General features: G+C 39.1%; 23 protein-coding genes and 2 tRNA genes. 23 read left to right on the top strand and 2 right to left on the bottom strand.

Features of this window, described 5'->3' with window-relative positions:
• The 11 genes from LEUFL_RS11260 to LEUFL_RS0103395 form a co-directional block, all read left to right on the top strand.
• Positions 1–556 (top strand): YdcF family protein (locus LEUFL_RS11260; protein WP_373419069.1); only part of this gene is annotated, 556 nt, incomplete at its 5' end.
• A complete protein-coding gene (locus tag LEUFL_RS13500) occupies positions 550–852 on the top strand; it encodes a YdcF family protein (protein ID WP_373419071.1) in 303 nt (100 codons plus the stop codon). The genes LEUFL_RS11260 and LEUFL_RS13500, both read left to right, overlap by 7 nt.
• 281 nt (positions 853–1,133) lie before the next feature.
• Entirely contained in the window at positions 1,134–1,871 is a 738-nt protein-coding gene (locus LEUFL_RS0103435; protein ID WP_033192904.1) for an amino acid ABC transporter ATP-binding protein, read from the top strand.
• A 68-nt stretch (positions 1,872–1,939) separates the two neighbouring features.
• Entirely contained in the window at positions 1,940–2,746 is an 807-nt protein-coding gene (locus tag LEUFL_RS0103430) for a transporter substrate-binding domain-containing protein (RefSeq protein WP_237697889.1), read from the top strand.
• Positions 2,743–3,378 (top strand): amino acid ABC transporter permease, encoded by a 636-nt coding sequence (locus tag LEUFL_RS0103425; RefSeq protein ID WP_010007477.1) that lies wholly within the window; start codon positions 2,743–2,745, stop codon positions 3,376–3,378. The genes LEUFL_RS0103430 and LEUFL_RS0103425 overlap by 4 nt, the downstream gene beginning before the upstream one ends.
• 17 nt (positions 3,379–3,395) lie before the next feature.
• Positions 3,396–4,055: an amino acid ABC transporter permease gene (locus LEUFL_RS0103420; protein WP_029508628.1), complete on the top strand. Its 660-nt coding sequence runs from the start codon at positions 3,396–3,398 to the stop codon at positions 4,053–4,055.
• Positions 4,056–4,213: 158 nt separating this feature from the next.
• On the top strand, positions 4,214–5,854 hold the full coding sequence (locus tag LEUFL_RS0103415; protein ID WP_010007474.1) for a peptide ABC transporter substrate-binding protein: 1,641 nt from the start codon (positions 4,214–4,216) through the stop codon (positions 5,852–5,854).
• 91 nt (positions 5,855–5,945) lie between these two features.
• A complete protein-coding gene (locus LEUFL_RS0103410) occupies positions 5,946–6,863 on the top strand; it encodes an ABC transporter permease (RefSeq protein WP_010007472.1) in 918 nt (305 codons plus the stop codon).
• A 12-nt stretch (positions 6,864–6,875) separates the two neighbouring features.
• Complete coding sequence (locus LEUFL_RS0103405; protein WP_010007470.1) at positions 6,876–7,907, top strand: ABC transporter permease; 1,032 nt, start codon at positions 6,876–6,878, stop codon at positions 7,905–7,907.
• A 10-nt stretch (positions 7,908–7,917) separates the two neighbouring features.
• Positions 7,918–8,964 (top strand): ABC transporter ATP-binding protein, encoded by a 1,047-nt coding sequence (locus LEUFL_RS0103400; RefSeq protein ID WP_010007469.1) that lies wholly within the window; start codon positions 7,918–7,920, stop codon positions 8,962–8,964.
• 3 nt (positions 8,965–8,967) lie between these two features.
• Positions 8,968–9,909, top strand: coding sequence for an ABC transporter ATP-binding protein (locus LEUFL_RS0103395; protein ID WP_010007468.1), 942 nt, complete (start codon positions 8,968–8,970; stop codon positions 9,907–9,909).
• 47 nt (positions 9,910–9,956) lie between these two features.
• Here the strand turns inward: LEUFL_RS0103395 and LEUFL_RS0103390 are convergent, their stop codons facing one another.
• Positions 9,957–11,651: a glycoside hydrolase family 13 protein gene (locus tag LEUFL_RS0103390; protein ID WP_010007467.1), complete on the bottom strand. Its 1,695-nt coding sequence runs from the start codon at positions 11,649–11,651 to the stop codon at positions 9,957–9,959.
• Between the two features lie 23 nt (positions 11,652–11,674).
• Positions 11,675–12,979, bottom strand: a complete 1,305-nt coding sequence (locus LEUFL_RS09475; protein WP_010007463.1) for an SLC45 family MFS transporter — start codon at positions 12,977–12,979, stop codon at positions 11,675–11,677.
• A 162-nt stretch (positions 12,980–13,141) separates the two neighbouring features.
• On the opposite strand from LEUFL_RS09475, the gene LEUFL_RS09470 reads away from it, so the two are divergent.
• The 12 genes from LEUFL_RS09470 (at position 13,142) to LEUFL_RS0103325 (ending at position 24,669) form a co-directional block, all read left to right on the top strand.
• Positions 13,142–14,143: a LacI family DNA-binding transcriptional regulator gene (locus LEUFL_RS09470; RefSeq protein ID WP_081458708.1), complete on the top strand. Its 1,002-nt coding sequence runs from the start codon at positions 13,142–13,144 to the stop codon at positions 14,141–14,143.
• A 76-nt stretch (positions 14,144–14,219) separates the two neighbouring features.
• A complete protein-coding gene (locus tag LEUFL_RS0103375) occupies positions 14,220–16,109 on the top strand; it encodes a M13-type metalloendopeptidase (protein WP_010007460.1) in 1,890 nt (629 codons plus the stop codon).
• Between the two features lie 86 nt (positions 16,110–16,195).
• Positions 16,196–17,137, top strand: coding sequence for a sodium:solute symporter (locus tag LEUFL_RS0103370; RefSeq protein ID WP_010007458.1), 942 nt, complete (start codon positions 16,196–16,198; stop codon positions 17,135–17,137).
• Positions 17,138–17,145: 8 nt separating this feature from the next.
• Positions 17,146–17,228 (top strand) — tRNA-Tyr (locus LEUFL_RS0103365).
• Between the two features lie 27 nt (positions 17,229–17,255).
• Positions 17,256–17,327 (top strand) — tRNA-Gln (locus tag LEUFL_RS0103360).
• A 138-nt stretch (positions 17,328–17,465) separates the two neighbouring features.
• A complete protein-coding gene (locus LEUFL_RS0103355) occupies positions 17,466–18,683 on the top strand; it encodes a phosphoglycerate kinase (protein ID WP_010007456.1) in 1,218 nt (405 codons plus the stop codon).
• A gap of 185 nt (positions 18,684–18,868) precedes the next feature.
• On the top strand, positions 18,869–20,134 hold the full coding sequence (locus tag LEUFL_RS0103350) for an MFS transporter (protein WP_010007455.1): 1,266 nt from the start codon (positions 18,869–18,871) through the stop codon (positions 20,132–20,134).
• Positions 20,135–20,253: 119 nt separating this feature from the next.
• Positions 20,254–21,186 (top strand): glycosyltransferase family 2 protein, encoded by a 933-nt coding sequence (locus LEUFL_RS0103345; RefSeq protein ID WP_010007454.1) that lies wholly within the window; start codon positions 20,254–20,256, stop codon positions 21,184–21,186.
• A gap of 34 nt (positions 21,187–21,220) precedes the next feature.
• On the top strand, positions 21,221–22,168 hold the full coding sequence (locus LEUFL_RS0103340; protein WP_010007453.1) for a DUF1810 family protein: 948 nt from the start codon (positions 21,221–21,223) through the stop codon (positions 22,166–22,168).
• A 20-nt stretch (positions 22,169–22,188) separates the two neighbouring features.
• The gene (locus tag LEUFL_RS0103335; RefSeq protein ID WP_010007452.1) at positions 22,189–22,536 is read left to right on the top strand and encodes a hypothetical protein; all 348 of its coding nucleotides are present in this window, start codon (positions 22,189–22,191) and stop codon (positions 22,534–22,536) included.
• The gene (gene tpiA, locus LEUFL_RS0103330) at positions 22,533–23,339 is read left to right on the top strand and encodes a triose-phosphate isomerase (RefSeq protein WP_010007450.1); all 807 of its coding nucleotides are present in this window, start codon (positions 22,533–22,535) and stop codon (positions 23,337–23,339) included. Before LEUFL_RS0103335 ends, tpiA begins: the two co-directional genes overlap by 4 nt.
• A 133-nt stretch (positions 23,340–23,472) precedes the next feature.
• Positions 23,473–24,669: an SAM-dependent methyltransferase gene (locus LEUFL_RS0103325; protein WP_010007449.1), complete on the top strand. Its 1,197-nt coding sequence runs from the start codon at positions 23,473–23,475 to the stop codon at positions 24,667–24,669.
• Positions 24,670–24,737: the final 68 nt, after the last annotated feature.

The raw sequence follows: 24,737 nt of genomic DNA, 5'->3' as shown, positions 1-24,737 counted from the left end.
TAACTCTAGAATAGAGGTGCGTATAATGTTGCTATTGAGTGTTTTAAATATTATTGGTTTAGTGTTAACAACGTTCATTATTTACTATACATTTAAATATTGGCGAAAAAATCCGATGAAACGCCTCGTATTGGGATATGTAGCCTTACTAGTAATGTATATAGGTACTAATATTTCTGTTAATGCCTGGTCTTTCTACCAACAAGTAGATAAAAATATTATTTATCTTGTTAATGCAATTTCTTTTCTAATCGTTGTAGAATTTGGATATTTTATAGTACGTAATATAATGATGAATTTAACTAGGCAACCGCAGACTGGGCCATTAGTTGTGCTAGGTGGTGGTTTAGTTCAAGGACAGTATGTTGGCAAAATTGTAGGTGCACGAGTGGATCTCATGGCGCAGGATGCACATAGTATTTATAAAACAACTGGTGAGTGGCCCATAATGGTGTTTTCGGGTGGACAAGGACCGGATGAAATACTAAGTGAAGCGCGGGCAATGCGGGATTATGCAGTTTTAAAATATAAAATACCGTTAGAAAAACAATTCTAGAAGAACATTCACGTAATACCTTTCAAAATATAGCGTTAACTTATCGCATCATTCGGGAAAATTTTACGCTATATACAAGCAATTATCATTTATATAGGGCGCTAATGTTGGCTAAGCAGCAGGGACTTAATGTTTCGGTCAGAGGAGCACATACGAAATATACATATAAAATGTTTGCGCTGTTACGTGAATTTTCGGGTATGATTAAAATCTGGCAAAAAGTAAATTTTATATACGCGGCATTAGTGATCACATTCACAATATATTATATAAGCAATGTATATTTATACAAATGAAAATAATTTTAGAGCTGTTGATGTACGATAATGAAGAGGTTTAATTGGTGAAATACTAACAAATTAACCTTGCTTTTTTAATTTATGCATTTATTCCAAACAAAATGAGATGAAATGTTAATTTTTTATGTGTTTTCTGTAATTTATAGTGGTTTAACTTTGACTGTTTACAGGTTTTACTAGTACAATAATAGTTAAGGTTTAATTGATAATACAATATGGGAAAAATATCTTATATTCTTAATTTATACTAGAACCTTGTACTAGAGAGGAGATTAATCATGTCAATGATTGAATTCAAAAATGTTGAGAAGTACTATGGTGACTTCCATGCTTTAAAAAATGTAAATCTATCCATTGATGCTGGTGAAACCGTTGTGCTTATTGGACCGTCAGGTTCAGGTAAATCAACGTTAATTAGAACAATTAATGGGCTAGAGGAAATTCAAGAAGGACAGCTAATCGTTAATGGGTATGATTTGCATGATCCGAAAACGGATATCAATCGTATTCGTAAAAATGTTGGAATGGTTTTCCAGCATTTCAATCTCTACAATAATAAGTCAACGCTAGAGAACATCATGTTGGCACCACGCTTAGTTTTGAAGCGTGATGAGGCAGAGAACAAAAAAGTTGCTATGGAGTTGCTTGATAAGGTTGGTTTAGCTGATAAAGCTGATAGTATGCCTTCTGCTTTGTCTGGTGGGCAAAAGCAACGTGTAGCCATCGCTCGTTCATTAGCTATGAAGCCAAAAGCGTTGTTGTTTGATGAACCAACATCTGCTTTGGATCCAGAAATGATTGGTGATGTATTGGATGTTATGAAGGATATTGCTTCGGATTCTGATATGACAATGCTAGTCGTGACGCACGAAATGAACTTTGCCAAGCAGGTTGCAGATCGTGTTATCTTTATGGATGCCGGCGAAATTTTGGAAGATAGTACAACTGAGAAATTCTTTACGAATCCAGACGACCCTCGAGCCAAGCAGTTCTTGAGTCAAGTAGAACGTCATTAATGGAGGGATAATATGGAAAAGGCTAAAAAAAGCGATTTGGTTTAATCGCTGCGATTGTTTTAGCGTTATTGATTGTCTTGGGTGTATGGGGCGGTTTAGCCAAAGGTGCTTCTGAAGCAAAACATGTGGATACATTTGATCGTATTAAGGAACAGCATCGTATTGTATGGGGTGTTAAAGCTGATACGCGCCTGTTTGGTTTAATGAATACTAAAACTGGTGAATATGAAGGTTTCGATGTTGATATTGCTCGCGCAGTGACGAAACAAATCGCTAAAGACCAAAACATTAAACTTAAGGCAGAACTGGTTCAAGTTTCTTCTAGCTCGAAAATTCAGTTGCTTAAAAATGCCAACATTGATGCAACGGCCTCGGTTATGACAATTACCAAGGAACGAGAAAATCAAGTTGATTTTACGCAACCTTATTTCCCAGCCGGACAGTCTTTGTTAGTTAAGGAAAATTCGGACATTCGTTCGGTTAAAGATTTGAATCAGCCGGGTCGAACAGTTATCGGAGCAGTTGGTACTACAGCGATACCAACCATGAAGGAATTTGCGCCAAAAGTCAGAGTGCTTTCATTAGCTGATTATGCACAGAGCATGACAGCTTTAAAGGCTGGGCAAGGTGATGCGTTAACAACTGATAATGCGATATTATATGGACTAGCGCAACAAAATCCGGGCTATAAGATTGTCGGTGGTAACTTTACGAACCAACCTTATGGATTGGCTACAGATAATGACCAACCTCGGATGATTGCGGCGATGAATAAGGCCCTAGATGAACTAGAAAAAAACGGCACATATAATCGTTTGATCAAGAAATGGTTCTCAAATGTACCCGGATTGGATTGGAGGACTTTGCAAAAATGACGACGATATTTACAGATAATCTCTCAACATTTTTATCAGGATTCGGTTATACACTCCTTGCATCGTTAATTGCCCTTGTCGGATCGATGATTTTAGGTACGCTGTTTGCCATTCTAGAAATTTTACCAAATAAGGCGTTGTCCATTTTTGGTCACACTTATGTGGAAATTTTCCGAAATATACCGCTGTTGGTTATTACAATGTTCTTCTATATTGTGATTTCAAACGCCATTAAAATCTCCGGATTTTGGTCGGGAACGTTAGGTTTGACACTATATACTTCTGCATTTATTGCAGAGACAGTGAGAGCCGGTATTCAATCGATTGATAGTGGTCAAATGGAAGGGGCGCGTGCTAACGGATTGTCATACGGACAAGCGATGTCACGAATTATCCTGCCACAAGCATTTGTGGTTGCCTTACCATCTCTAGCGAACCAGTTTATTAACTTAGTTAAAAACTCTTCGATTCTTGCCTTTGTTGCGGGATTTGATATTATGTACCAGGCGAACGTCATTGCGGGCTTGAATTTTGATCCGTTTAACACATATATCGTTGCAGGTATTTTGTACTTGATTATCACGTTGCCGCTATCTTATTACATGCAACATCTTGAAAAGAAAAGCGCATAGGAGGCTTAGGAATTATGATAATTTTATCTTCAATGTTTTCTGCCTTCAGTGCTGATAATTTAAAGTATTTGCTAGGCGGTCTAGGGATCACGATTTTAGTTTCAGTCGTATCAATTGTTTTGTCTTTCGTTATCGGATCCATTTTAGGTGTTATCCGATATGAAAAAATACCATATTTTTCACGGTTTGTGGGTTTGATTATTGATATTGTTCGAAACTTACCACTTTTGTTAATTATCTTCTTTACGTACTTCGCCTTACCACGTTTTGGCGTCCATCTTTCCATCCTGACATCAGCAATTATTGCGATGACAGCATTTGAATCGATGATGGTTGCCGAAATTATCCGTGGTGGCTTAAAGTCAATTGATTTTGGTCAAACAGAAGGCGCACGTTCAACCGGTATGTCCAACGCGCAAACAATGTGGCATATCATTTTGCCACAAGCATATAAGACGATGATTCCGCCATTGATTTCACAATTTATTTCTTTGGTTAAGGATACATCATTGGCAACGGCCATTGTCTTACCTGAGTTAATGTATCGTGCACAAATTGTCTACGGACAAGATAATACGTACATGGTACCGATTTTGCTATTGATTGCGGCGATGTACTTTGTTGTCAACTATGGCCTATCATTATTAGCTAAATGGTTTGATTCAAAATTAGCTTAAGATAAGAAAAATGAATGATTATTAAAAAACACTATACAGTAGATATAGTGTTTTTTATTTGTATGCGTTTTCATTGTGTCATATAATGAGTTGTATATGAGATATTGATGTGATAAAATATTCTCATTGTTAAGAAATGTCTCGGGAGGATATTTTATATGGATACATGGAAAAAAGTAGCCCTAGGCGCTGCGGCCGTTGTTGTCGTAGCTGGTGGTACACGTGCCGCTGGTTTGTGGGGCAATAGTAAAGACGGTGCGAATTCAAAGTCACTACATTTCACTTTACCTACTGAAATTCAAACACTAGATATTTCAAAAAATACAGATACTTATTCTGGTAACATAATTGGTAACACTGGTTCTAATTTAATGAGAATTGATAAAGACGGTAAGCCAGCGATGGATTTGGCCAAGTCAGTTACCGCTTCGAAAGATGGCTTAACCTATACAGCTGAACTACGTGATGGGTTGAAGTGGTCAGATGGTTCAAAATTGACGGCTCAAGACTTTGTCTATTCTTGGCAACGCATAGTTGATCCAAAAACAGCATCACAATATGCTTATCTCGCCTCTGGTGTTAAGAATGCAGATAAAATTACAGCCAAAAAAGCACCTGTTGATACTTTAGGTGTTAAGGCGGATGGTAATAAATTGACGTTCACTTTGGAACGACCATTGCCACAGTTTAAGTATCTGCTGACATTTGCTAACTTTATGCCGCAAAAAGAAAGCTTTGTGGATAAGCAAGGTAAGAAATATGCGACAACGGCTAAGACGCAGTTATATTCCGGACCATATAAGTTTGAAGGTTGGAATGGGACTAATAATAGCTTCAAGATGGTAAAAAATGATAATTATTGGAACGCCAAGAATACCAAAACTGATGAAATTACTTGGCAAGTTGTAAAAAAGCCCGAAACAGCTGTTCAACTGTATAAACAAGGTAAGCTTGATCGAACAACTATTTCTGATACACCCGAACTTTATAAGGCCAATAAAAATAATAAGGATGCCGTTAAGCAACCGGAGGCTACAACATCATTTATTGAATATAATCAAACAGGTAAAAATAAGTTCTTAGCTAATCAAAAGATTCGCCAAGCATTAAACTATGCGACAAATCGTAAAGAATTGACGGATCAGGTTACGTCAGGTATTTCAACAGCCGCTACTGGACTAGCACCAGAAGCTTTGGCAAAGACAGCTAATGGCAAAGATTTGGCTGCTTATGTTAACCCAGGATATAGCTATGACACTAAGAAGGCTCAAGAACTATTTAAAGAAGGATTAAAAGAAGTTGGTGAATCAAAAATGACGCTCACTATCACTTCTGATGCAGACAGACCAGCTGCAAAGTCGACATTGGACTACCTCCAAGGTTCTTTGCAAAAAGCTTTGCCTAATCTAAAGGTTGAAGAAAAGTTTGTACCATTTGCCCAACGTCTAAAAGACTCACAGACACAAAACTTTGATGCAGTTGTTACTCTTTGGGGTGGTGATTATCCTGAAGGGTCAACATACTATGACTTGTTCAAGAGTGATTCTTCATATAACAACGGTAAATTCAAGAATACGACTTATGATAAAGCACTCGAAGAAGCTGAAACAAAGAATGCTTTGAATGATGCAGCGCGAGATAGCAATTATAAGACAGCTGAAAAAGCTTTGTTTGATGAAGGAAATATTAACCCACTTTACTTCCGTTCACAATATGCATTACAACGTTCAAATGTAAAGGGTGTATTGATTAACACAACTGGCTTACAAATGGATGTCACAAAAGCATATCGTCAATAACAAAATTTTGCTATTATTAACTTATCATTAATTAGTAATAAGAATTGATCATATGGTTATGGTCAATTCTTATTTATTAGGAAGACGACTCATGGTTAAATATATTTCGAAACGATTACTACTTTTAGTCTTCACGTTATTTTTAGTGGTTACGGCAACATTTTTCTTGATGCAAGTTATGCCAGGAACGCCATTTAATAACCCTAAATTAACGCCAGACATGTTAGCACAATTGAATAAAGCGTATGGACTTGACTTGCCAGTGTGGCAACAGTATTTGCACTATCTTGCTAATGCTTTTACTGGTGATTTTGGAACGTCATTTCAATATCAAAACCAAAGTGTGGGGATGTTAATTGGTCAACGTCTCCCTGTATCAGCACAACTGGGCGCCCAAGCCCTAGTTGTTGGTGTCATCGCCGGCCTCTTTATGGGGGCTGCTTCGGCACGAAATAAGAACAACAAAATTGATGGTACATTAGGGATTATTTCAACATTGGGTATCTCAGTACCTAGCTTTATATTAGGTATTATTTTAGTTTATTTGTTTGGCTTTAAGTGGGCGTTGTTCCCTGTGTCAGGCTGGGGCGATTCCTTTTCTGAAACAATTCTACCGACTTTAGCCTTAGCTGTTAGTCCTGCAGCGGTAACAACGCGATTCGTTCGTTCGGAAATGATCGAAGTGTTATCATCTGATTATGTACAGCTTGCTAAAGCCAAGGGTTTAAGCGACAAAGAAATTGTTAACAAGCATGCTTATCGTAATTCAATGATTCCAGTGTTAACGTTAATTGGCCCGATGGCGGCTAATTTATTAACGGGGTCTGTATTGATTGAAAATATCTTCTCCATTCCAGGAATCGGTCAACAATTTGTGACGTCTATTCCATCTAAGGACTTCCCAGTTATTATGGGTACAACAATTGTATATGCCATGATGTTAATGGTGATGATTTTGATTACAGATATTTTGACGGCAGTGGTTGATCCACGTGTTCGTTTGCGATAGGAGGTCTGAAAAATGGCTGCAAATACAAATGATTTTGTGATTGTTGGTGCCCAAAATTCAGAGGCCAACGAACATATCTCTAAACCAGCACTATCTTTCTGGCAGGATGCTTGGCGACGATTAAAACTCAATAAATTGGCGGTGATTTCATTATGGTTCTTAGTTTTGATTCTAGGGTTTGCCATATTGTCAACGATTTTTGTTCCACAGAGCAAAGCTAACGCCTTTGACTCTAATCAAGTGGGGACATATAAGAATTTACCACCTAAATCTGGCTTACCCATTCCTGGATGGGATGGTCAAATTAAAGAGCCAGGAGCAACAGAAAAAACCGATGTTTATACTACGCAAAATGTTCCCAGTAAGGATAAATTCCTATTAGGAACGGACACCATTGGGCGTTCCTTGGGATTACGTATCGTGGTTGGCTTGCGTATTTCTTTGTTAGTTGCGGTTGCCGCAACATTTATTGATTTGATTATTGGTGTGTCATACGGCGTCTTTTCGGGTTGGAAAGGTGGCTGGATTGATACAGTGCTACAACGTATTATTGAAGTGGTTTCCTCAATTCCAAACTTAATTATCGTGACGATGTTAGGGTTATTGTTAGGCAACGGTATTTTCTCAATTATCTTAGCGATTGCCATGACTGGGTGGATTAATATGGCACGTCAAGTTCGAAATATGACGTTGTCACTCAAAGAAAGAGACTATGTATTAGCTGCTAAGTCGTTAGGTGAGAGTTCTACAAAGGTTGCACTCAAGCATTTAATTCCAAATATGGCTGGTACAATCATTGTGCAAGTGATGATGACAATTCCAACTGCTATTATGTTTGAAGCGGTTTTGTCAGCGATTAACTTGGGGGTTAAGCCACCAACATCATCATTGGGATCTTTGATTTCTGATGCCCAAAATATGCTGCAATTCTATCCTTATCAGATTTTATTGCCATCATTTGTATTGGTGCTAATTTCGTTAGCCTTTATCTTATTGGGTGATGGTTTACGCGATGCATTTGATCCACGTGCGAGTGAGGATTAAGGAGTAGAGCATGAGTGAAGTTTTAAAAGTAGAAAATTTACATGTTGATTTCAATACGTACGCAGGAAAAGTAAAAGCCATCCGGGATGTTTCTTTTTCACTAGAAAAAGGTGAGACGTTAGCAATTGTTGGTGAGTCTGGTTCTGGTAAATCAGTGACTACCAAAACGTTAATGGGGCTAAATGCCAAAAATGCTGAAATATCAGAAGGCAGTCAATTATTATTTAAAGGTCAAAACTTACTTGATCTTAAAGAATCAGAATGGCAAAAGATTCGTGGTAACGAAATTGCGATGATTTTCCAAGACCCCATGACCAGTTTAGATCCGACCATGAAAATCGGTATGCAGATCGCGGAACCTTTAATGAAACATCAGAAATTGTCAAAGGAAGCAGCATTAAAGCGTGCTTTGGCATTGATGGAAGGGGTTGGTATTCCAGCTGCGGCGGAACATATTGATGATTATCCACACCAATGGTCTGGTGGTATGCGTCAGCGTGCAGTTATTGCGATTGCACTGGCCGCTGATCCGGAGATTTTGATTGCGGATGAACCAACAACGGCATTAGATGTGACAATCCAAGCACAAATTTTGAAATTAATGAAGGATATTCAACAACAAACTGATAACGCCATTATTTTCATTACTCATGATTTAGGTGTTGTTGCCGGAATGGCGGACCGTGTCGCCGTGATGTACGCAGGAAAGATTGTTGAATACGGAACAGTAGATGAAATTTTCTTTAATCCACAACATCCGTACACATGGGGATTGCTGAATTCCATGCCAACAACAGATACGCAAAGTGGTGGCTTACAGGCAATTCCAGGGACGCCACCGGACTTGCTAGAGCCACCTAAAGGGGATGCCTTTGCAGCAAGGAATCAATATGCTCTAGCAATTGATCGCCAAGAGGAGCCCCCTTTCTTTAAAGTGAGTGAGACACATTATGCAGCGACATGGTTGTTAGATGAACGTGCGCCGAAAGTGACGCCACCCATTCCAATTCAGAATCGCTGGGCCCATTGGGCACAACTAAAAGGAAATGAGGCTTAATTAATGTCTGAAACACAAGCAAGACCTAAGAAATTAGTTGAGTTAAATGATTTACAGTTGAGTTTTAATCCAGGGAAAAGTAACGAAGTTAAAGCGATTGATCATGTGAGCTTTGATATTTATGAAGGTGAAGTTTTTGGCTTGGTTGGTGAATCTGGATCGGGGAAAACGACCATCGGACGGACAATTCTAAAACTTTATGAGCCAACTGGTGGTGAAATTAAGTTTAATCATGAAGATGTTACGAATCTAAAAGGCAAAGCACTATCTGAATTTAGAAAAGATGCACAAATGATTTTCCAAGACCCGCAAGCGAGTTTGAATGGGCGTATGAAAGTGCGCGACATTATTGCGGAGGGATTAGATATTAATCACCTTGTTAAAAGCAAAAAAGAGCGTCATGACAAAGTACAAGAACTCTTGAAACTTGTTGGCTTGAACGAAGATCATGTTACGCGTTATCCACATGAATTTTCTGGTGGGCAACGGCAACGTATCGGGATTGCTAGAGCTTTAGCTGTCGATCCTAAATTTATTATTGCGGATGAACCCATTTCAGCTTTAGATGTATCAATTCAAGCGCAAGTTGTTAATCTCATGAAAGAATTGCAACATAGACACAGCCTAACTTATTTATTTATTGCGCATGATTTAAGTATGGTAAAGTATATTTCTGATCGGATTGGGGTTATGCATTGGGGAAAGTTATTAGAAATTGGCACAGCAGATGCTGTTTATAATCATCCGCTGCATCCTTATACTAAGAGCTTATTATCCGCAATACCGGTGCCAGATCCTGAAGTAGAAATGCAACGCCAGCATATTGAATATGACGCAAGCATTGAAACAGATGGTCAAGCACGTGAAATGATTGAAGTGAATCCTGGGCATTTTGTTCTAGCAACGCCACAAGAGGCAAAGCAATACGCCAATGACCAAAAGTAATCAATATAAAAAAGCACTGTATTTACAGTGCTTTTTATATTGATTTTTTAGATACTTAATTTATAAATTCTAGCTTCATAAGGGCGTAACGTTTCGCCTGTATCATCTGCATAATTGGCAAGTAATAGGTCAACATGTTTTTGATCCGTATATTGCGTATAATGACGGGTTAAGGTCTGATCGGTGAAATTATTGATAACCAACAAAGCGTCATCTTTACCTTGGCGAAGATATGCATAAACAGCAGCATCGTCTTCATCGATAAGTTGGTATTTTCCTGTCGTGACAAGTGGTTCATTATAGCGCAACTGAATTAACTTTTGATAATAGTAGAAAATGGAATCCGGATTTTTCAGTGATTCTGTGACATTGATTTTCGGATAATTAGCGTTGAGTTTTAACCAAGGCTTTCCGGTTGTAAAGCCTGCATTGTTAGTATTATCCCATTGCATGGGTGTACGGGAATTATCACGAGACTGTGCTTGAATATAGCGCATCATCGTTTCGCCGTCAATAAGATGGTCACGTTCTACCAAATAGTGATAGGCGTTTTTAGTTTCGACATCATCGTAATCATCTAATTGATCAAAATGTGCATTGGTCATGCCAAGCTCTTCACCTTGATAAATATAAGGCGTTCCCTGTTGCATATGCAATAACGTAGCCAACATCTTAGCTGATCGTTCACGGTATTCAGGGCGATCGTCCCCAAAACGACTAACTGCACGGGGCTGATCGTGATTACCCCAAAATAGCGAGTTCCAAGCAACACCATATAGCTTATTTTGCCACTTTGACATGTTGGCTTTTAGTTTTCTTAAATCAACTTTTTGATCATACCATCTTTGTAATGCGGGATTAGGATTGTGATCCAAACTCACATGTTCCATTTCAAAAACCATGTTCAGTTCAGAGCCGTCAAGGTTAGCATATTTTAATGCATTTTCAACGTTAACACCTGTTGTCTCACCAACGGTAATTAAATCAGCACGATTGAGCACCTTTTGTCGCATCTCTTGAATATAGTCGTGGACATGTGGACCATTCGGTACGATCTTGTCAGAATTACTATATTCCGCGCCGTCTGCAATATGACCATCTGGTAGACCATCTGGTTTAGAAATTAATGAAATCACATCCATACGGAAGCCATCAATGCCACGATCCACCCAGCGGTTCATCATATCAAAAATAGTGTCACGAACACGCTGACTTTCCCAGTTCAAATCTGGTTGCTCATCGACAAAAAGGTGTAGATAGTATTGCCCAGTTGCTTCATCAAATTTCCAGGCTGAACCGGAAAAATAAGAGCCCCAGTTGTTGGGTTCGTGACCGTCTACTGGGTCACGCCAAATATAGAAATCACGTTTGTCACTATTTTTGGATTGTCGACTTTCAATAAACCAATCGTGCTGATCGGATGTATGATTAACGACTAAGTCCATGATGATTTTGATACCAAGCTGATGGGCCTTATCTAACAATGTTTTGAATTCAGTCATTGTACCAAACTCAGGATTGATACTATCGTAATCCGAAATATCATAACCATTATCTTTGTTGGGTGAAGCGTATATTGGATTCAACCAGATAACGTTGGCGCCTAATGTCTTGATGTAGTCTAATCGTTGTGTAATACCAGCGATATCGCCAATACCATCAGCATTAGTATCTTGAAATGAACGTGGATAAACTTGATAGACAACAGATTTTTGCCACCATTTGATAGTGTTTACTGACATGATGAAAACTCCTTTTGTTTTAATTAAAGTTGAGATAATTGATTTTCGGCGGATGTTTCTTTAACCACCCAGATTAAGATTGAACAAATAAAGAAGCAGATACCTGAAATCATAATCATATGTGGCATTGATTCACCCAAAGCAGGGAAGAGAGAGAAGCTCACAACAGAGGCAAAAATCTGTGGAATACAGATAAAGCAGTTGAAGAGTCCCAAATACATCCCATCGTGTTGACCGTCTAATGCATTCGTTAAAATAGTAAAGGGAATGGTAATTAAGCTAATCCAAGCAATTCCAATCAGTGCAAACGCAAGTAATGACATCAGTTGGGTATGGCCCAATGCTAGAACAATGAAGCCAACACCACCACAAAGCATACCAAATGAAAAGGCGGGCTTGCGTGTCTTCTTATTAATACGCTGAATGACTAATCCCCAGAGAATCGCAACAAAGGCGTATAACGCTTGCAAAACACCAAACCAGTTACCAGCTTCTTGATAACCGTGTGTCGCAGGATCACTCACGTGCCAGATGTTTTGTGCAAGTGTTCCAGTAGAATATGTCCACATGTATTGAATAGCAATCCAAGCAAAGAATTCCACTAATCCTAATGTCCAAAAAACAGTAGGTGCTTTCTTCAAAATAACGGAAATTGGGTCATTGTTGTGCTGACCTTCTTTCAAGCCGTGATAAGCAGCGAAGTCTTTAGGGTTATATTCTTTAACGTTAACGATTGTAAAGATACTGGCAACAACTAAGATTGCTGCGCCAATATAGAATGAAATAATAACTGAAGGTGGTAAAGAACCACGCTTAGCCACGTTAGCGACACCCACAAGTGTCAAAATATAAGGAAACATATAGGCTACAATGGAACCAACGCTACCCCAAATGTTTTGCCAAGTCCAAGCCTTGTCTTTTTGAGATTCATTGACCATATCAGGAATAATCATTTTATATGGCTGCATCGCAGCATTAGAAGATAAATCCATAAATAAAACCGTGACTGCGCCAAACCATAATGCGGTCATGGAACCATAACCGAAACCAAAGGAACCGGTATTGGGTAGCAAGAGCATGACGATAACGGCGACGAGAGTCCCACCGATTAAATAAGGCATACGTCGACCGATACGAGGGAGCCATGTTTTATCCGAAAAATAACCAATGAGTGGTTGAACAATCATACCGGCCAAAGGTGGTAGAATAAAGAAGAATCCTAGCTTATTAGGGTCTGCACCAATGGTTTGGAATATACGGCCCATACTGCCGGTTTGTAGTGAAAAAGCGACTTGAACACCGGCATAACCGAATGTGATCAGAAACAATTGGAGTGCTGATAGATTCGGTAATCCGGCGGTTTTTTACTTGTGTTAGTCATAATGTTGCCATTCAAATCCTTTCCAGTGCTTGTGCAATAAAATTGAGTAAACGTTTACTCAAGTAGTATTGTAAGCGTTTACATTTAAGAAGTCAACCACTAGGAGTTAATGATGTCTGTCACAATTAAAGATGTTGCCCGCGAAGCAGGGGTATCTTATGCTTCAGTATCTAGAATATTATCGAATAAAGGTCGGTTTAGTGAAGCAACGGCACAACGTGTTCGAAAAGTTGCTGCTGAATTGGGTTATTTTAAAAATAAAGCAGCCTCAGATTTATCCTCGAATGCCCCACGTGTGATTGGCGTTGTTATGCCACAATCACACACAAATTTTGCTGATTCTTTAATGCAGGGGATTTATGATGCTTCAAAAGCAGATGGCTTTGATATCATCATTTCGTATATGGGTGGGGATGATGATAAAGCACAATCAGCCGCCATTGAAAACTTAGTCAGTCGTAATATTGCAGGGATCTTACTACTGTCGATTCAACTAAAAGTTGAACATGTTAAGCGACTGCAACATTCAAAATTACCATTCATCTCAGTATCCGTTACATTACCGTATGATATTGCAACAGTGACTTCGGATGATTTTGATTTGGGCTATCAAGCTTGTCAATTTTTAATTGCACAGGGACATCGGCGCATTGCTCTAGTTGGTCCCCAAGTTAATGATCAAACAGTTGGAACTCAGCGGTTAAAAGGCTATCAACAGGCATTAGCTGAACATCAGATTTCTTTTGATGAGGCACTTGTTTTTCCTGGTGCCTTTGATTATGAAAGTGGAGAACGCTTATTACAGCGTGAGACGATATTAGAACGTTTTACAGCCGTTATTGCGGCTTCTGATATGGTTGCGCTTGGTGTGATGAATGCCGCTAAAGATCAGGGGATTAGCATTCCAGAACAGCTATCTTTAATCTCAATTGATGGTACTAATTTAACGCAATTAACACGGCCGCGAATCACAGCCATTCAGCAGGATTTTCATCAGATGGGTGAAGTGGCAACTAGGATGATTATTCAAAATATAATGGCAAATCAACCGCTTTATACCACTCGTATTGCGAATCATCTGCTAATGGGGCAAACAGTGGCTAAGATATAGTAATAAAAGTGAATGTTATCTAAATGACAAAATCGTTATAATAAAATTATAAATAATATGAAATGGTGTGAAATAAATGACTGCAATAAAAGATGATTTTTATGACACAATTAATGGTGATTGGGTTCAAAATGCGACAATTCCCGCAGATCGCCCCGTTACAGGTGGCTTTATAGATTTGAATCAAGACATTGAAGATGAAGAACGACGGGTCTTACAAGCTATTCATGATGGTAAACAAGTAGCACCTGATTTATTAAAAGAATTTGTACAATTTCATAAAATGACGGCTAATTGGCAACAACGTGAAGCAGATAGTGTGCAACCTTTAGTCGACGTATTAAAGCCACTAAAAGCGCTAAAAAGCTGGTCTGATTTACAGCAACATTGGTCTGATTTAATTCAGAATGCTTATACAACACCATTGAGTTATGGTGTAGCACCTGATTTTAAGCAGGCTGATTTTAATGAATTATGGCTCTCAGCGCCACAATTAATTTTGCCGGATACAACATCGTATGCTGACGATAATCCGCAAAGAGATATTTTATTAAATGTTTGGCGTGATATGATACGACAATTGCTCTTAGCAACAGGTTGTGATCAAGAGTGGGCACAACACATCGTAGATCAAGCACTGGCATTTGATCGCTTAATTGCACAATACAAAATGAGCAATGAGGCAGCTTCTGATTATTGGCAACTTTATCACCCAAAGCAGCTGCGTGAATTGTCACAGTCAGTAGTAGATGTTGATCTGAAAACCATTTTGACGTCATTATTGGGACAAACGCCAGAAAAAATTATCGTGTCTGATCAACCATTTTGGGAACATGCAAACGAAGTTTATCGTGCACAACATTTTGATATGATTAAGGCTTGGATGATTGCACAAGCCGCTTATGAAACGGCACCATTTTTGACGAACGAGCTCCGTATCTTAGCTGGCACTTATCGTCGGACATTGACGGGTACAGCGCAAGCACCTGATCAAAATAAGGCAGCTTATCGACAGGCGCATTTATTCTTTGCAGATCAAGTGGGGCTTTGGTATGGTAAAACATACTTTGGTGAAAAGGCAAAAAACGATGTTATCAAAATGGTTGAAACAATGATTGGTGTCTATCAACAGCGCTTTACGACCAACACATGGTTAACCCAAGAGACTTTGCGTAAAGCAGCACAGAAGTTGAGTGCTTTGACAATTCACGTTGGTTATCCTGATAAATTACCCGAATATTTGGCACAACGGCAGGTTGATAGTACACAAGATATTATGGGGAACATTATGCAATTTGCTAAAGCAGCTGTTGCTTACAGTTTAGGTCAATGGCACAAAGCACCAGATCGTAATATTTGGCAAATGCCTGCAGATTTAGTGAATGCTTATTATGATCCGATGCATAATGAAATTGTTTTCCCAGCCGCCATTTTACAGGCACCGTTTTACAGTCTAGAGCAAACGCCATCTCAGAACTTTGGCGGTATTGGTACGGTTATTGCACATGAAGTGACCCATGCATTCGATACTAATGGGGCGCGGTTTGATGAAAAGGGCAATTTGAATGAGTGGTGGGTTGCCAGTGATTTTGAGAACTTTGAGGAACGAACGAAAAAAGTTGAACAGCAATTTGATGGTTTAATGATTGGGGAAACTAAGATTAATGGCCATCTCACGCTTTCGGAAAATGTCGCTGATTTGGGCGGACTTAGTGCTGCTTTGGCTGCCGCTAAGCAAGATGTCGGATTTGATGCAACACAATTCTTTATGAATTATGCTAAAATTTGGCGTCAAAAAGCAAAGCCAGAGTATACGGCGATGTTAGCAGCAATGGATGTACATGCGCCGGCACGCTTACGTGTGAATGTTCAAGTGAAAAACTTTGATACTTTCTTTGATATCTTTCATGTTACTGAAAAAGATGGCATGTGGCGATCACCGAAGGATCGGGTACAAATTTGGTAAGTGCTTAAAAGAACCGATTGGTTCTTTTTTATTGACCGCAGAAAGTAGAACAGGATAGAATATAAAGATGTGATTAGGAGACGGAAATGACAGAAACCATTGTCTTGAGAGTGATTCAGTTGCTCTTGGTTATAACTTTATTAGCAACATTAAGCTTATTTATTTGGCAATATTTTAAAGCAAAGGCACCCATATTTAAGAAATTTGGTTTGGGGGCATTGATTGGCTTTTTTACTGATTTTGGTGATACTTTAGGTATTGGCTCTTTTGCAACCACAACGGCAGCCTTTCAAGCAACTCACTTTATTGATGATGGTCGGAAATTACCAGGGACGCTTAATACGATGCACGCTATTCCCGTCATGGTAGAAGCGCTATTCTTTATTACCGCCGTAAAAGTTGAGCTCATGACTTTGATTCCGATGACGACAGCAGCTGTACTTGGGGCTTATTTTGGCACCCATATTACCAAAAACTGGCATGCACCAACTGTGCAACGTGTAATGGCGTTTGCGTTATTAATTGCTATCGTGATTATGGTCGTTAGAATGGTAACAACGCCAGGTGCTAACAATGCTTTGAGCGTTCATGGCTTACATGGGTGGTGGTTAGTGTTAGGTATTGCTTTCAATTTTGGCATTGGTATATTAATGACGATGGGGCTTGGTAATTATGCACCAGAATTAATTTTCTTTTCACTGATGGGTGTTAATCCAAGTATTGCGTTTCCTGTGATGATGTTGGACGCTGCATTGATTATGCCAACGACGGCGTGGAATGTTGTGAAGATGAAGCGAGTATCCTGGCAAGGACTAGCAGGCATGGTGGTCGGTGGTGTTTTGGGTGTCTTCATGGCCGCAAAATTTTTTACGAGTTTGAACGTTACTTTATTACAAATACTCATTATTGTTGTGTCACTGTGGACGGCATTTATGCTATTTAGAAACTCATATAAAAATAATATAAAAAAATCGATGTATAGGGTTGTCAACCATGCAAATATTTGTTATTATAATATAGTTGTTTGAGACGACATGGGAGTGTAGCGAAGTCTGGCTAAACGCGACGGACTGTAAATCCGTTCCTTCGGGTTCGTAGGTTCGAATCCTACCGCTCCCATATAATGATATTGTAAAATATCATTATTGCCCCTTGGCCAAGTGGTAAGGCAGTGGTTTTTGGTACCGCTATGCGCTGGTTCGAATCCAGCAGGGGCAATGATAGAGAGAAGTAACGTGCTACGATGTAGCACGTTTTTTGTTGCGTTATTTTACCTGCTCAAAAGTTCACAGTTTGCAACACAAATAGTAAGAAATGACTTATAATGTTGTTGTAACTAAAAAATTGGAGGCTATCATGGCTAAATTGACTGTTTCAGATTTGGAACTTTCAGGTAAGAAAGTATTAATGCGCGTTGACTTTAACGTGCCAATTAAAGACGGTGTTATTGGTAACGATAACCGTATTGTGGCCGCTTTGCCAACCATCAAGTATGTTTTGGAAAACAATGGCCGTGCAATTCTTTTCTCTCACTTGGGACGTATCAAGTCTGAAGATGATAAGAAAGAATTATCATTGGCACCCGTTGCTGCACGCTTGGGTGAATTATTGGGTAAGGACGTTAAGTTCGTGCCACAAACTCGCGGTGAAGAACTAGAATCAGCAATCAATGCTTTGCAAGATGGCGAAGTTTTGATGGTTGAAAACACACGTTTTGAAGATGTTGTTGACGGCGAAGTTGTCAAGAACGAATCAAAGAATAACCCTGAATTGGGTAAGTATTGGGCATCATTGGGTGATGACTTGTTCATCAACGATGCCTTTGGTACAGCACATCGTGCCCACGCTTCAAACGTTGGTATTGCTTCAAATGTTTCACAAGCAGCTGCTGGCTTCTTGATGGAAAAGGAAATCAAGTTCTTGGGTGATGCTGTTGCTAACCCAGTTCGTCCTTTTGTTGCCATTATTGGTGGTGCAAAAGTTTCTGACAAGATTGAAATTGTTAAGTCATTGTTAAACAAAGCTGACAAGGTGATTGTTGGTGGTGGTATGGCTTACACATTTGATGCTGCTAAGGGACATCAGATTGGTAACTCATTGTTTGAAGCTGATAAGGTTGAATTGGCAAAAGAATTAATGGCTGAAGCCGGTGACAAGCTTGTTTTGCCAGTTGATTCAATTACTGCTGATGCTTTCTCAAACGATGCAAAGACTGAAGTTGTTGATGCAGCAGCAGGTATCCCTGACGGTTACATGGGTCTTGATATCGGTCCTAAGTCAGTTCAATTGTTGCAAGACACATTGGCAGATGCTAAGACAGTTGTTTGGAACGGTCCTATGGGCGTGTTTGAAATGTCTAACTTTGCTAAGGGAACTTTGGCTATTGGTGAAGACCTTGTTAAAGTTACTGAAAATGGTGGCACAACTATCGTTGGTGGTGGTGACTCAACAGCCGCAGTACAACAATTGGGTGTTGCAGACAAGTTATCTCATATCTCAACTGGTGGTGGTGCTTCATTGGAATACCTTGAAGGTAAGACATTACCAGGTATTGCTTCTATTTCTGAAAAATAATCATGATATGATTCTAATAAAAAGGCTTAATGAAATAACATTAAGCCTTTTTTATGTGTCTTCAATGAGAAATGCTTTTTTAAAATGTTAAACGTTTAATTGTGTATTGCAGTCAATTATGGTTTAATATTTAACGGACAAAATAACGGGTGTCAGCGAGCACACATTTTGGAGGAAAATAGAACATGACAATTAGTCAGTCCATTGATGTTGAACAGACAACAAATACAAACAAAATGACGTCAGAACAAAAGGTCGTTTTGGGCTCTACAACACTAGGTTTCACCCTTGATCACATGGATGCAACTTTCTTATCATTTGCATTAGCACCAATGATCGTTGATTTAAATATCACAGGGACACAAGCAGGTGTAATTGCTGCAATGTCTAACTGGGGTGCATTACTTGGTAGTATATTATTTGGTATTTTAGCTGATCGTATTGGTCGCGTTAAGGTCTTATCTTATACAATTCTTTTGGTTACTTTTGCAACCGTCCTCCTAGCGTTTTTAGATAACGCACACACAATATATGCATCACGTTTCTTACTTGGTATGGGAACCGGTGGTGAGTATGGCGTTAGTATGGCATTGATTGCTGAGAGTTTTCGCGCAAGTCGCGTTGGTAAAATGAGCTCAATTACAGCAATCGGTGGACAAGTTGGTGCGATTCTAGCTGCCATATTGGCAACATTAATTATGCCAGCCTTTGGTTGGCGCGCGTTATTCTTGGTTGGTTTTCTACCGCTAATCGTTGTTTACATTGTGCGACGACACTTGAAAGAGACACAAGAATTTAAGACGTTACAAAAAGAATATAAAGATGGCAAAAAGAAATTCAATTTGGCTATCATTGCTAACACACCTAAAAAGGCGTATACATCATTTGCCTTGATTATCATGTTAACGATACAAACTGCTGGCTATTATGGTTTGATGAACTGGTTGCCTACGATTATGCGTAAGCAGTTAGGTATTACAGCAACAGTGACTGCTGGATATGTCAATCTTGGTATGATTCCAATTATTTTGGGTATGGCTGCAGGTATGATGACATTTGGTACAATCCTAGATCGAATTGGCCCTCGCCGGGTCTTTGCTATTTTCTTGATTGCATCGGCATTAATGATTTATGCCTTTACATTTGCCTATAACATGTGGACATTGACCATTTTAGGGGCAATTGTTGGTTTCTTTTCTAACGGTATGTACGGCGGTTATGGTGCGGTGATTAGTGCATTATATCCACCAGAGATTCGTGCAACAGCTGCTAATACATTGATGGGCTCAGGTCGTGCACTTGGCGCTTTCTCATCTGTTGTAATCGGCTGGATTATGGATAATTTCAGCGTTTCTGCAGTATTAATGAGTTTAGCAGCAATGTATATCATTAGTTTAGTTGTGATGTTATCCATTCCTGGATTTAAAACATTAGCACAACAAGATTATTAATTTAAAAGCAGCCAGTTGGCTGCTTTTTTGCACGCACGCGTATGCACAAGCGCAATTTGTCATAGGAAGTCTGGTATAATAAAGGAGATTATTAATTAAAAGAACGTGGGGAGACATTAATGAATAAGGTATTGTCGATCGTTGTGCCAGCCTATAACGAAGAGACAACAATTACGACTTTTTTTGATACAGTTGAAAAAGTCGTCAAGTTACCGGCAGGATACAGCATAGAATATTGGTTTATTGATGATGGCTCCAAAGATAAAACGGCCGATGTCGTACGCCGTCTCAATGCGCAATATCCTGACCGAGTACATTATGTGCTCTTTTCGCGTAATTTTGGAAAAGAAGCCGCTTTATATGCTGGTTTACAGTCAGCACAGGGTGATTATGTAGCGGTGATGGATGCAGATTTGCAAGATCCACCAGAGATGCTACCAGAAATGCTAAATGGTATTGAAAATGATGGCTATGATGTTGTTGGGACGATTCGAACAACTCGTGAAGGTGAACCGCCAATTCGTTCTTTCTTTGCGGAATTGTTTTATAAGTTAATCAATCGTATTTCTTCGACACCAATGCCATCTGGCGTCCGTGATTATCGTCTGATGACACGACAAGTCGTCGATGCAATCTTGTCATTGGCAGAGCGCAACCGATTCTCTAAGGGACTGTTTAGCTGGGTTGGTTTTAATACAAAATATTTAGAATATAAAAATATTGATCGGACTGCAGGCAGTTCATCATGGTCATTTGGTAAATTATTTGCCTACTCGATTGAAGGTATTGTATCGTTTTCTGTTGTACCATTAGCCATTGTTTCTGTATTAGGCATTGCTATTGCGCTTTTGTCCGCAATTGCTATCGCCTTTATTATCCTTAGAAAAGTATTGTATGGTGGCAGTGTCGATGGGTGGGCCTCACTTGTTTCCGTTATTTTGTTTATGAGTGGTATACAGTTAACATCACTTGGTATTGTCGGTGAATACATTAGCAAGATTTATCTTGAAATCAAAAATAGACCGATTTATATTGCTAAGGAAAGTAAGTAATGAAGTAGGTACTTCATCAGCTAGGAGGAGTTTAATGCCTTATAAAGATTCATATGTTGCTAAAATTCGTGAAAAAATTGGTCATGATTTCAAATTAATTATGCCAACATCTGACGTTGTGATTGAAAATGACGCGGGTCAGTTAATGATGATTTATAATCGTGATTTTGATGGCTGGGCATTCCCTGGTGGTTATGTTGAGCCTGAATTGTCATGGCCGGAAAATGCAGCGCGTGAAGTACTTGAAGAATCTGGCATTAATGCAGCAGCTGACGATTTAATCGCTATTGGTATGGTATCAGGTCCCGATTATCAGGGGCATTATCCAAATGGGGATGTGACACAGCTCTTTTCAAATATTTTCTTATTGCAGAACTGGTCCTTTGAATCTGACATGATTGACGAAAGTGAAATTGACGGTAAAAAGTGGGTATCACCACAAGACATTGAAGCGATGCACCTTACTTTTTCGGGTCGCGCAGTTTATCAAATTTATCGCCATTATAAAATAACGCAGCAGGCACAAATATTAACGACATCTAGTCAATTACAACGATTTGTCGATGCTCAAGATGGTAAAGTGACAGCCGTCAGTGACTATGTATCAGCTGTGGCAGAATTATCAGCTGGACAAAAGCAAACCCATTGGATGTGGTTTGTTTTGCCTCAGTTACGTGGCTTAGGTAGCAGTGAACGGGCACGCTACTATGGCATAGCGGACGCCACTGAAGCCAAATTTTATTTAGTCGATGACTTATTAAGGCAACGTTTAGAGAAGGTTCTCAATGTACTATTGTCACTTGAAACGACGGATCCAGTTGCAGTATTTGGTCAAGTAGATGCTAAAAAGTTACAGGCTAGCTTAACCTTATTTGCATATGTTGCACATGATAAATCATTGTATCAGCGTGCTTTAGAGCAGTACTTTGACGGTAAACAACATCAAGAAACGTTGGACCTGTTAGCGCAAACAGTATCTTAATGTAGCAGGCAGGAGACACTATGGGATTAATTTATGATATGTGGCATCGTAAATCATCAACAAAAGTTCATGATGATATGTTGACACAAACAGAACAACTACAAAGTGAAAATGATCAACTATTAGATGAAATTGAAGCTTTGAAGCTTGATGTGAGTGAACTGAAAACAGAAAATCAGCGCTTATCAGATCAATTGAATCATAGTCAATACCACCGAGCTTTGGTGAAAACGAGTATTGGATTAGCGGTATTATTAGCAAGTTATGTTCTTTTTAATTGGTTAAACGAGTCAGCTAATGGCATTGTCCTTATTTTACTAATTGAGGCAATATTCATGTTTATGATGTTACGAGGTGAAGAAAAATGACAAAAACACGACGCATTCCCTTTGTCGTTGCTAACTGGAAAATTAATAAGCTACAATCAGAAATCGCTGAATTTTTGGATAATGTGAACAGTAAAGTGCCAAGTCAAACAGTTGTTGAAACTGGTATTGCAGCCCAAGATCTATTTTTGGCTGATATGGTGAGAGCAACGCAAGACTCACCGATTCATATTGTTGCTGAAAATGTGCACTGGGAAGACGCGGGAGCGTATACAGGTGAAACATCACCACGTGCTTTAAAAGATATCGGTGCAACGTATGTTTTAATCGGTCATTTTGAACGTCGTAAATTTTTCAATGAAAATGATTCAACCGTCAACTTAAAGGTTATGGCTGCTTTACGTAATGGCTTACGCCCCATTATTGATGTGGATGAAGACATGAGTAAATATGCTCAGTTTATGGATGCTGAGCCGTCTGTTGCTCAGGTTGCTTCAGCATTGGCTGGTGTATCTGTTGATCAAATCCGTAACATCACGATTGCTTATGAACCAACATGGGCAATCGGTTCTGGAGAGGCGGCAACGTCTGAACAGGCGCAAAAGGCTGCGCACCTTATTCGACAAACATTGGCTAAGCTTTATTCGCCAGTGATTGCTGAACAAGTAAGAATTCTGTATGGCGGTTCGGTTACGCCAGATAATGCTAGTGCATTGTTGCAACAACCTGATATTGATGGTGTCTTGGTAGGAACAGCTGCTTTAGATCCAGTTAAATTTTTGGAATTAATTAACATTGCCAAGCAACCAAGCATGCCTGGTCAATTTGATACTGATGAAGTTTAGGTCGTGATTTAATATATTGCAACACCGTTTAGGTGTTGCTTTTTTACATGGATATGCAAAATCATATTGAATTTTTGGAACTGTAAGCGTAAAGTCTTTGTTATTGGAACTAAATATCAAGAAGGACAAAAGTATGTTAGAAAAAGCAGCATATAAACAGATTTTTAAAACGTCATTCAAGAGTCCAGTAACTGTTGAATTTTGGGATGGGGAAACACAAGCCTACGGTGAGGGAACACCTATTGCCAAAATCATTATGCACGAGCCAGTATCTATCAAGGACATCATGGCCCATGCTTCTCTTACTTTGGGTGAAGCTTATATGGATGGCAAAATTGAAGTTCAAGGTGATTTACAGCAATTAGTTACCTCAGCTTATCTCTCAAGCCAGAGTTTCTTGCGTGGCTCAAAATTTGCAAAATTTATTCCTAAGCGTAGCCATAGTGAAAAGGCAAGCAAAGAGGATGTACAAAGTCATTATGACATTGGTAATGAATTTTATAAGATGTGGCTCGATCCAACGATGACCTATTCATGTGCTTATTTTGCCAATGAATCAGATACTTTGGAAATGGCACAAACGAATAAAGTGCACCATATTCTTAATAAGTTAAACGTTAAACCAGGCGAAACATTGCTCGATATCGGTTGTGGTTGGGGGACATTAGTCCTAACAGCAGCTAAAGAGTATGGTTTGAAAGCAACCGGCGTGACGCTTAGCCAGCAGCAATATGATCTTGTTAATCAAAAAATTGCGGCTGAAGGCCTCGAAGGGCAAGTCAGCGTCATACTAGAAGACTATCGTGAAGTGAAGCAACAATATGATCACATTACATCAGTTGGCATGTTTGAGCACGTTGGTAAAGAAAATCTAGAAGCATATTTTGAACAAGTTGATAAATTACTAGTGGATAATGGTACTGCCTTAATTCACGGTATTACTGGTCAACAAAAGGGTGAAGGCGTTGATGCCTGGATCAACAAATATATCTTCCCAGGTGGTTATATTCCAGGCTTGTCAGAAAATATTGAACACATCATGGGCACATCACTTCAGATTGATGATTTGGAGCCACTGCGTCGTCATTATCAAAAGACACTTGAAATTTGGGCGGATAATTTTCATGCCGTTAAAGATCATGTCTTAGAGCATTATGGTGAGCGTTTCTACAGAATGTGGGATTTGTATCTTCAAGCTTGTGCAGCATCATTTGAAGCCGGTAATATTGACGTTGTGCAGTACTTAATGACCAAGGGACCATCAAGTGCGAATTTGCCAATGACACGTTCATATATTTACCATGCTGATGTGGCGAGTGGTGTAAAGTAAACAAACCTATAGGTTTCACTATTAAATGTTTTATAAATAGTGATATAATGTACATGGTATTAAACATT

This window comes from Leuconostoc fallax KCTC 3537, from assembly GCF_000165675.1.
Lineage (GTDB): Bacteria > Bacillota > Bacilli > Lactobacillales > Lactobacillaceae > Leuconostoc_B > Leuconostoc_B fallax.
This window is presented reverse-complemented; position numbering and strand designations above follow the sequence as displayed.

What these genes read in the sequence shown, in the direction of transcription:
- LEUFL_RS0103435 (WP_033192904.1), top strand. Translation starts at nt 1,134, where the DNA reads ATGTCAATGATTGAATTCAAAAATGTTGAGAAGTACTATGGTGACTTC.
- LEUFL_RS0103425 (WP_010007477.1), top strand. Translation starts at nt 2,743, where the DNA reads ATGACGACGATATTTACAGATAATCTCTCAACATTTTTATCAGGATTC.
- LEUFL_RS0103415 (WP_010007474.1), top strand. Translation starts at nt 4,214, where the DNA reads ATGGATACATGGAAAAAAGTAGCCCTAGGCGCTGCGGCCGTTGTTGTC.
- LEUFL_RS0103410 (WP_010007472.1), top strand. Translation starts at nt 5,946, where the DNA reads ATGGTTAAATATATTTCGAAACGATTACTACTTTTAGTCTTCACGTTA.
- LEUFL_RS0103405 (WP_010007470.1), top strand. Translation starts at nt 6,876, where the DNA reads ATGGCTGCAAATACAAATGATTTTGTGATTGTTGGTGCCCAAAATTCA.
- LEUFL_RS0103400 (WP_010007469.1), top strand. Translation starts at nt 7,918, where the DNA reads ATGAGTGAAGTTTTAAAAGTAGAAAATTTACATGTTGATTTCAATACG.
- LEUFL_RS0103395 (WP_010007468.1), top strand. Translation starts at nt 8,968, where the DNA reads ATGTCTGAAACACAAGCAAGACCTAAGAAATTAGTTGAGTTAAATGAT.
- LEUFL_RS0103390 (WP_010007467.1), bottom strand. Translation starts at nt 11,651, where the DNA reads ATGTCAGTAAACACTATCAAATGGTGGCAAAAATCTGTTGTCTATCAA.
- LEUFL_RS09470 (WP_081458708.1), top strand. Translation starts at nt 13,142, where the DNA reads ATGATGTCTGTCACAATTAAAGATGTTGCCCGCGAAGCAGGGGTATCT.
- LEUFL_RS0103375 (WP_010007460.1), top strand. Translation starts at nt 14,220, where the DNA reads ATGACTGCAATAAAAGATGATTTTTATGACACAATTAATGGTGATTGG.
- LEUFL_RS0103370 (WP_010007458.1), top strand. Translation starts at nt 16,196, where the DNA reads ATGACAGAAACCATTGTCTTGAGAGTGATTCAGTTGCTCTTGGTTATA.
- LEUFL_RS0103355 (WP_010007456.1), top strand. Translation starts at nt 17,466, where the DNA reads ATGGCTAAATTGACTGTTTCAGATTTGGAACTTTCAGGTAAGAAAGTA.
- LEUFL_RS0103350 (WP_010007455.1), top strand. Translation starts at nt 18,869, where the DNA reads ATGACAATTAGTCAGTCCATTGATGTTGAACAGACAACAAATACAAAC.
- LEUFL_RS0103345 (WP_010007454.1), top strand. Translation starts at nt 20,254, where the DNA reads ATGAATAAGGTATTGTCGATCGTTGTGCCAGCCTATAACGAAGAGACA.
- LEUFL_RS0103340 (WP_010007453.1), top strand. Translation starts at nt 21,221, where the DNA reads ATGCCTTATAAAGATTCATATGTTGCTAAAATTCGTGAAAAAATTGGT.
- LEUFL_RS0103335 (WP_010007452.1), top strand. Translation starts at nt 22,189, where the DNA reads ATGGGATTAATTTATGATATGTGGCATCGTAAATCATCAACAAAAGTT.
- tpiA (WP_010007450.1), top strand. Translation starts at nt 22,533, where the DNA reads ATGACAAAAACACGACGCATTCCCTTTGTCGTTGCTAACTGGAAAATT.
- LEUFL_RS0103325 (WP_010007449.1), top strand. Translation starts at nt 23,473, where the DNA reads ATGTTAGAAAAAGCAGCATATAAACAGATTTTTAAAACGTCATTCAAG.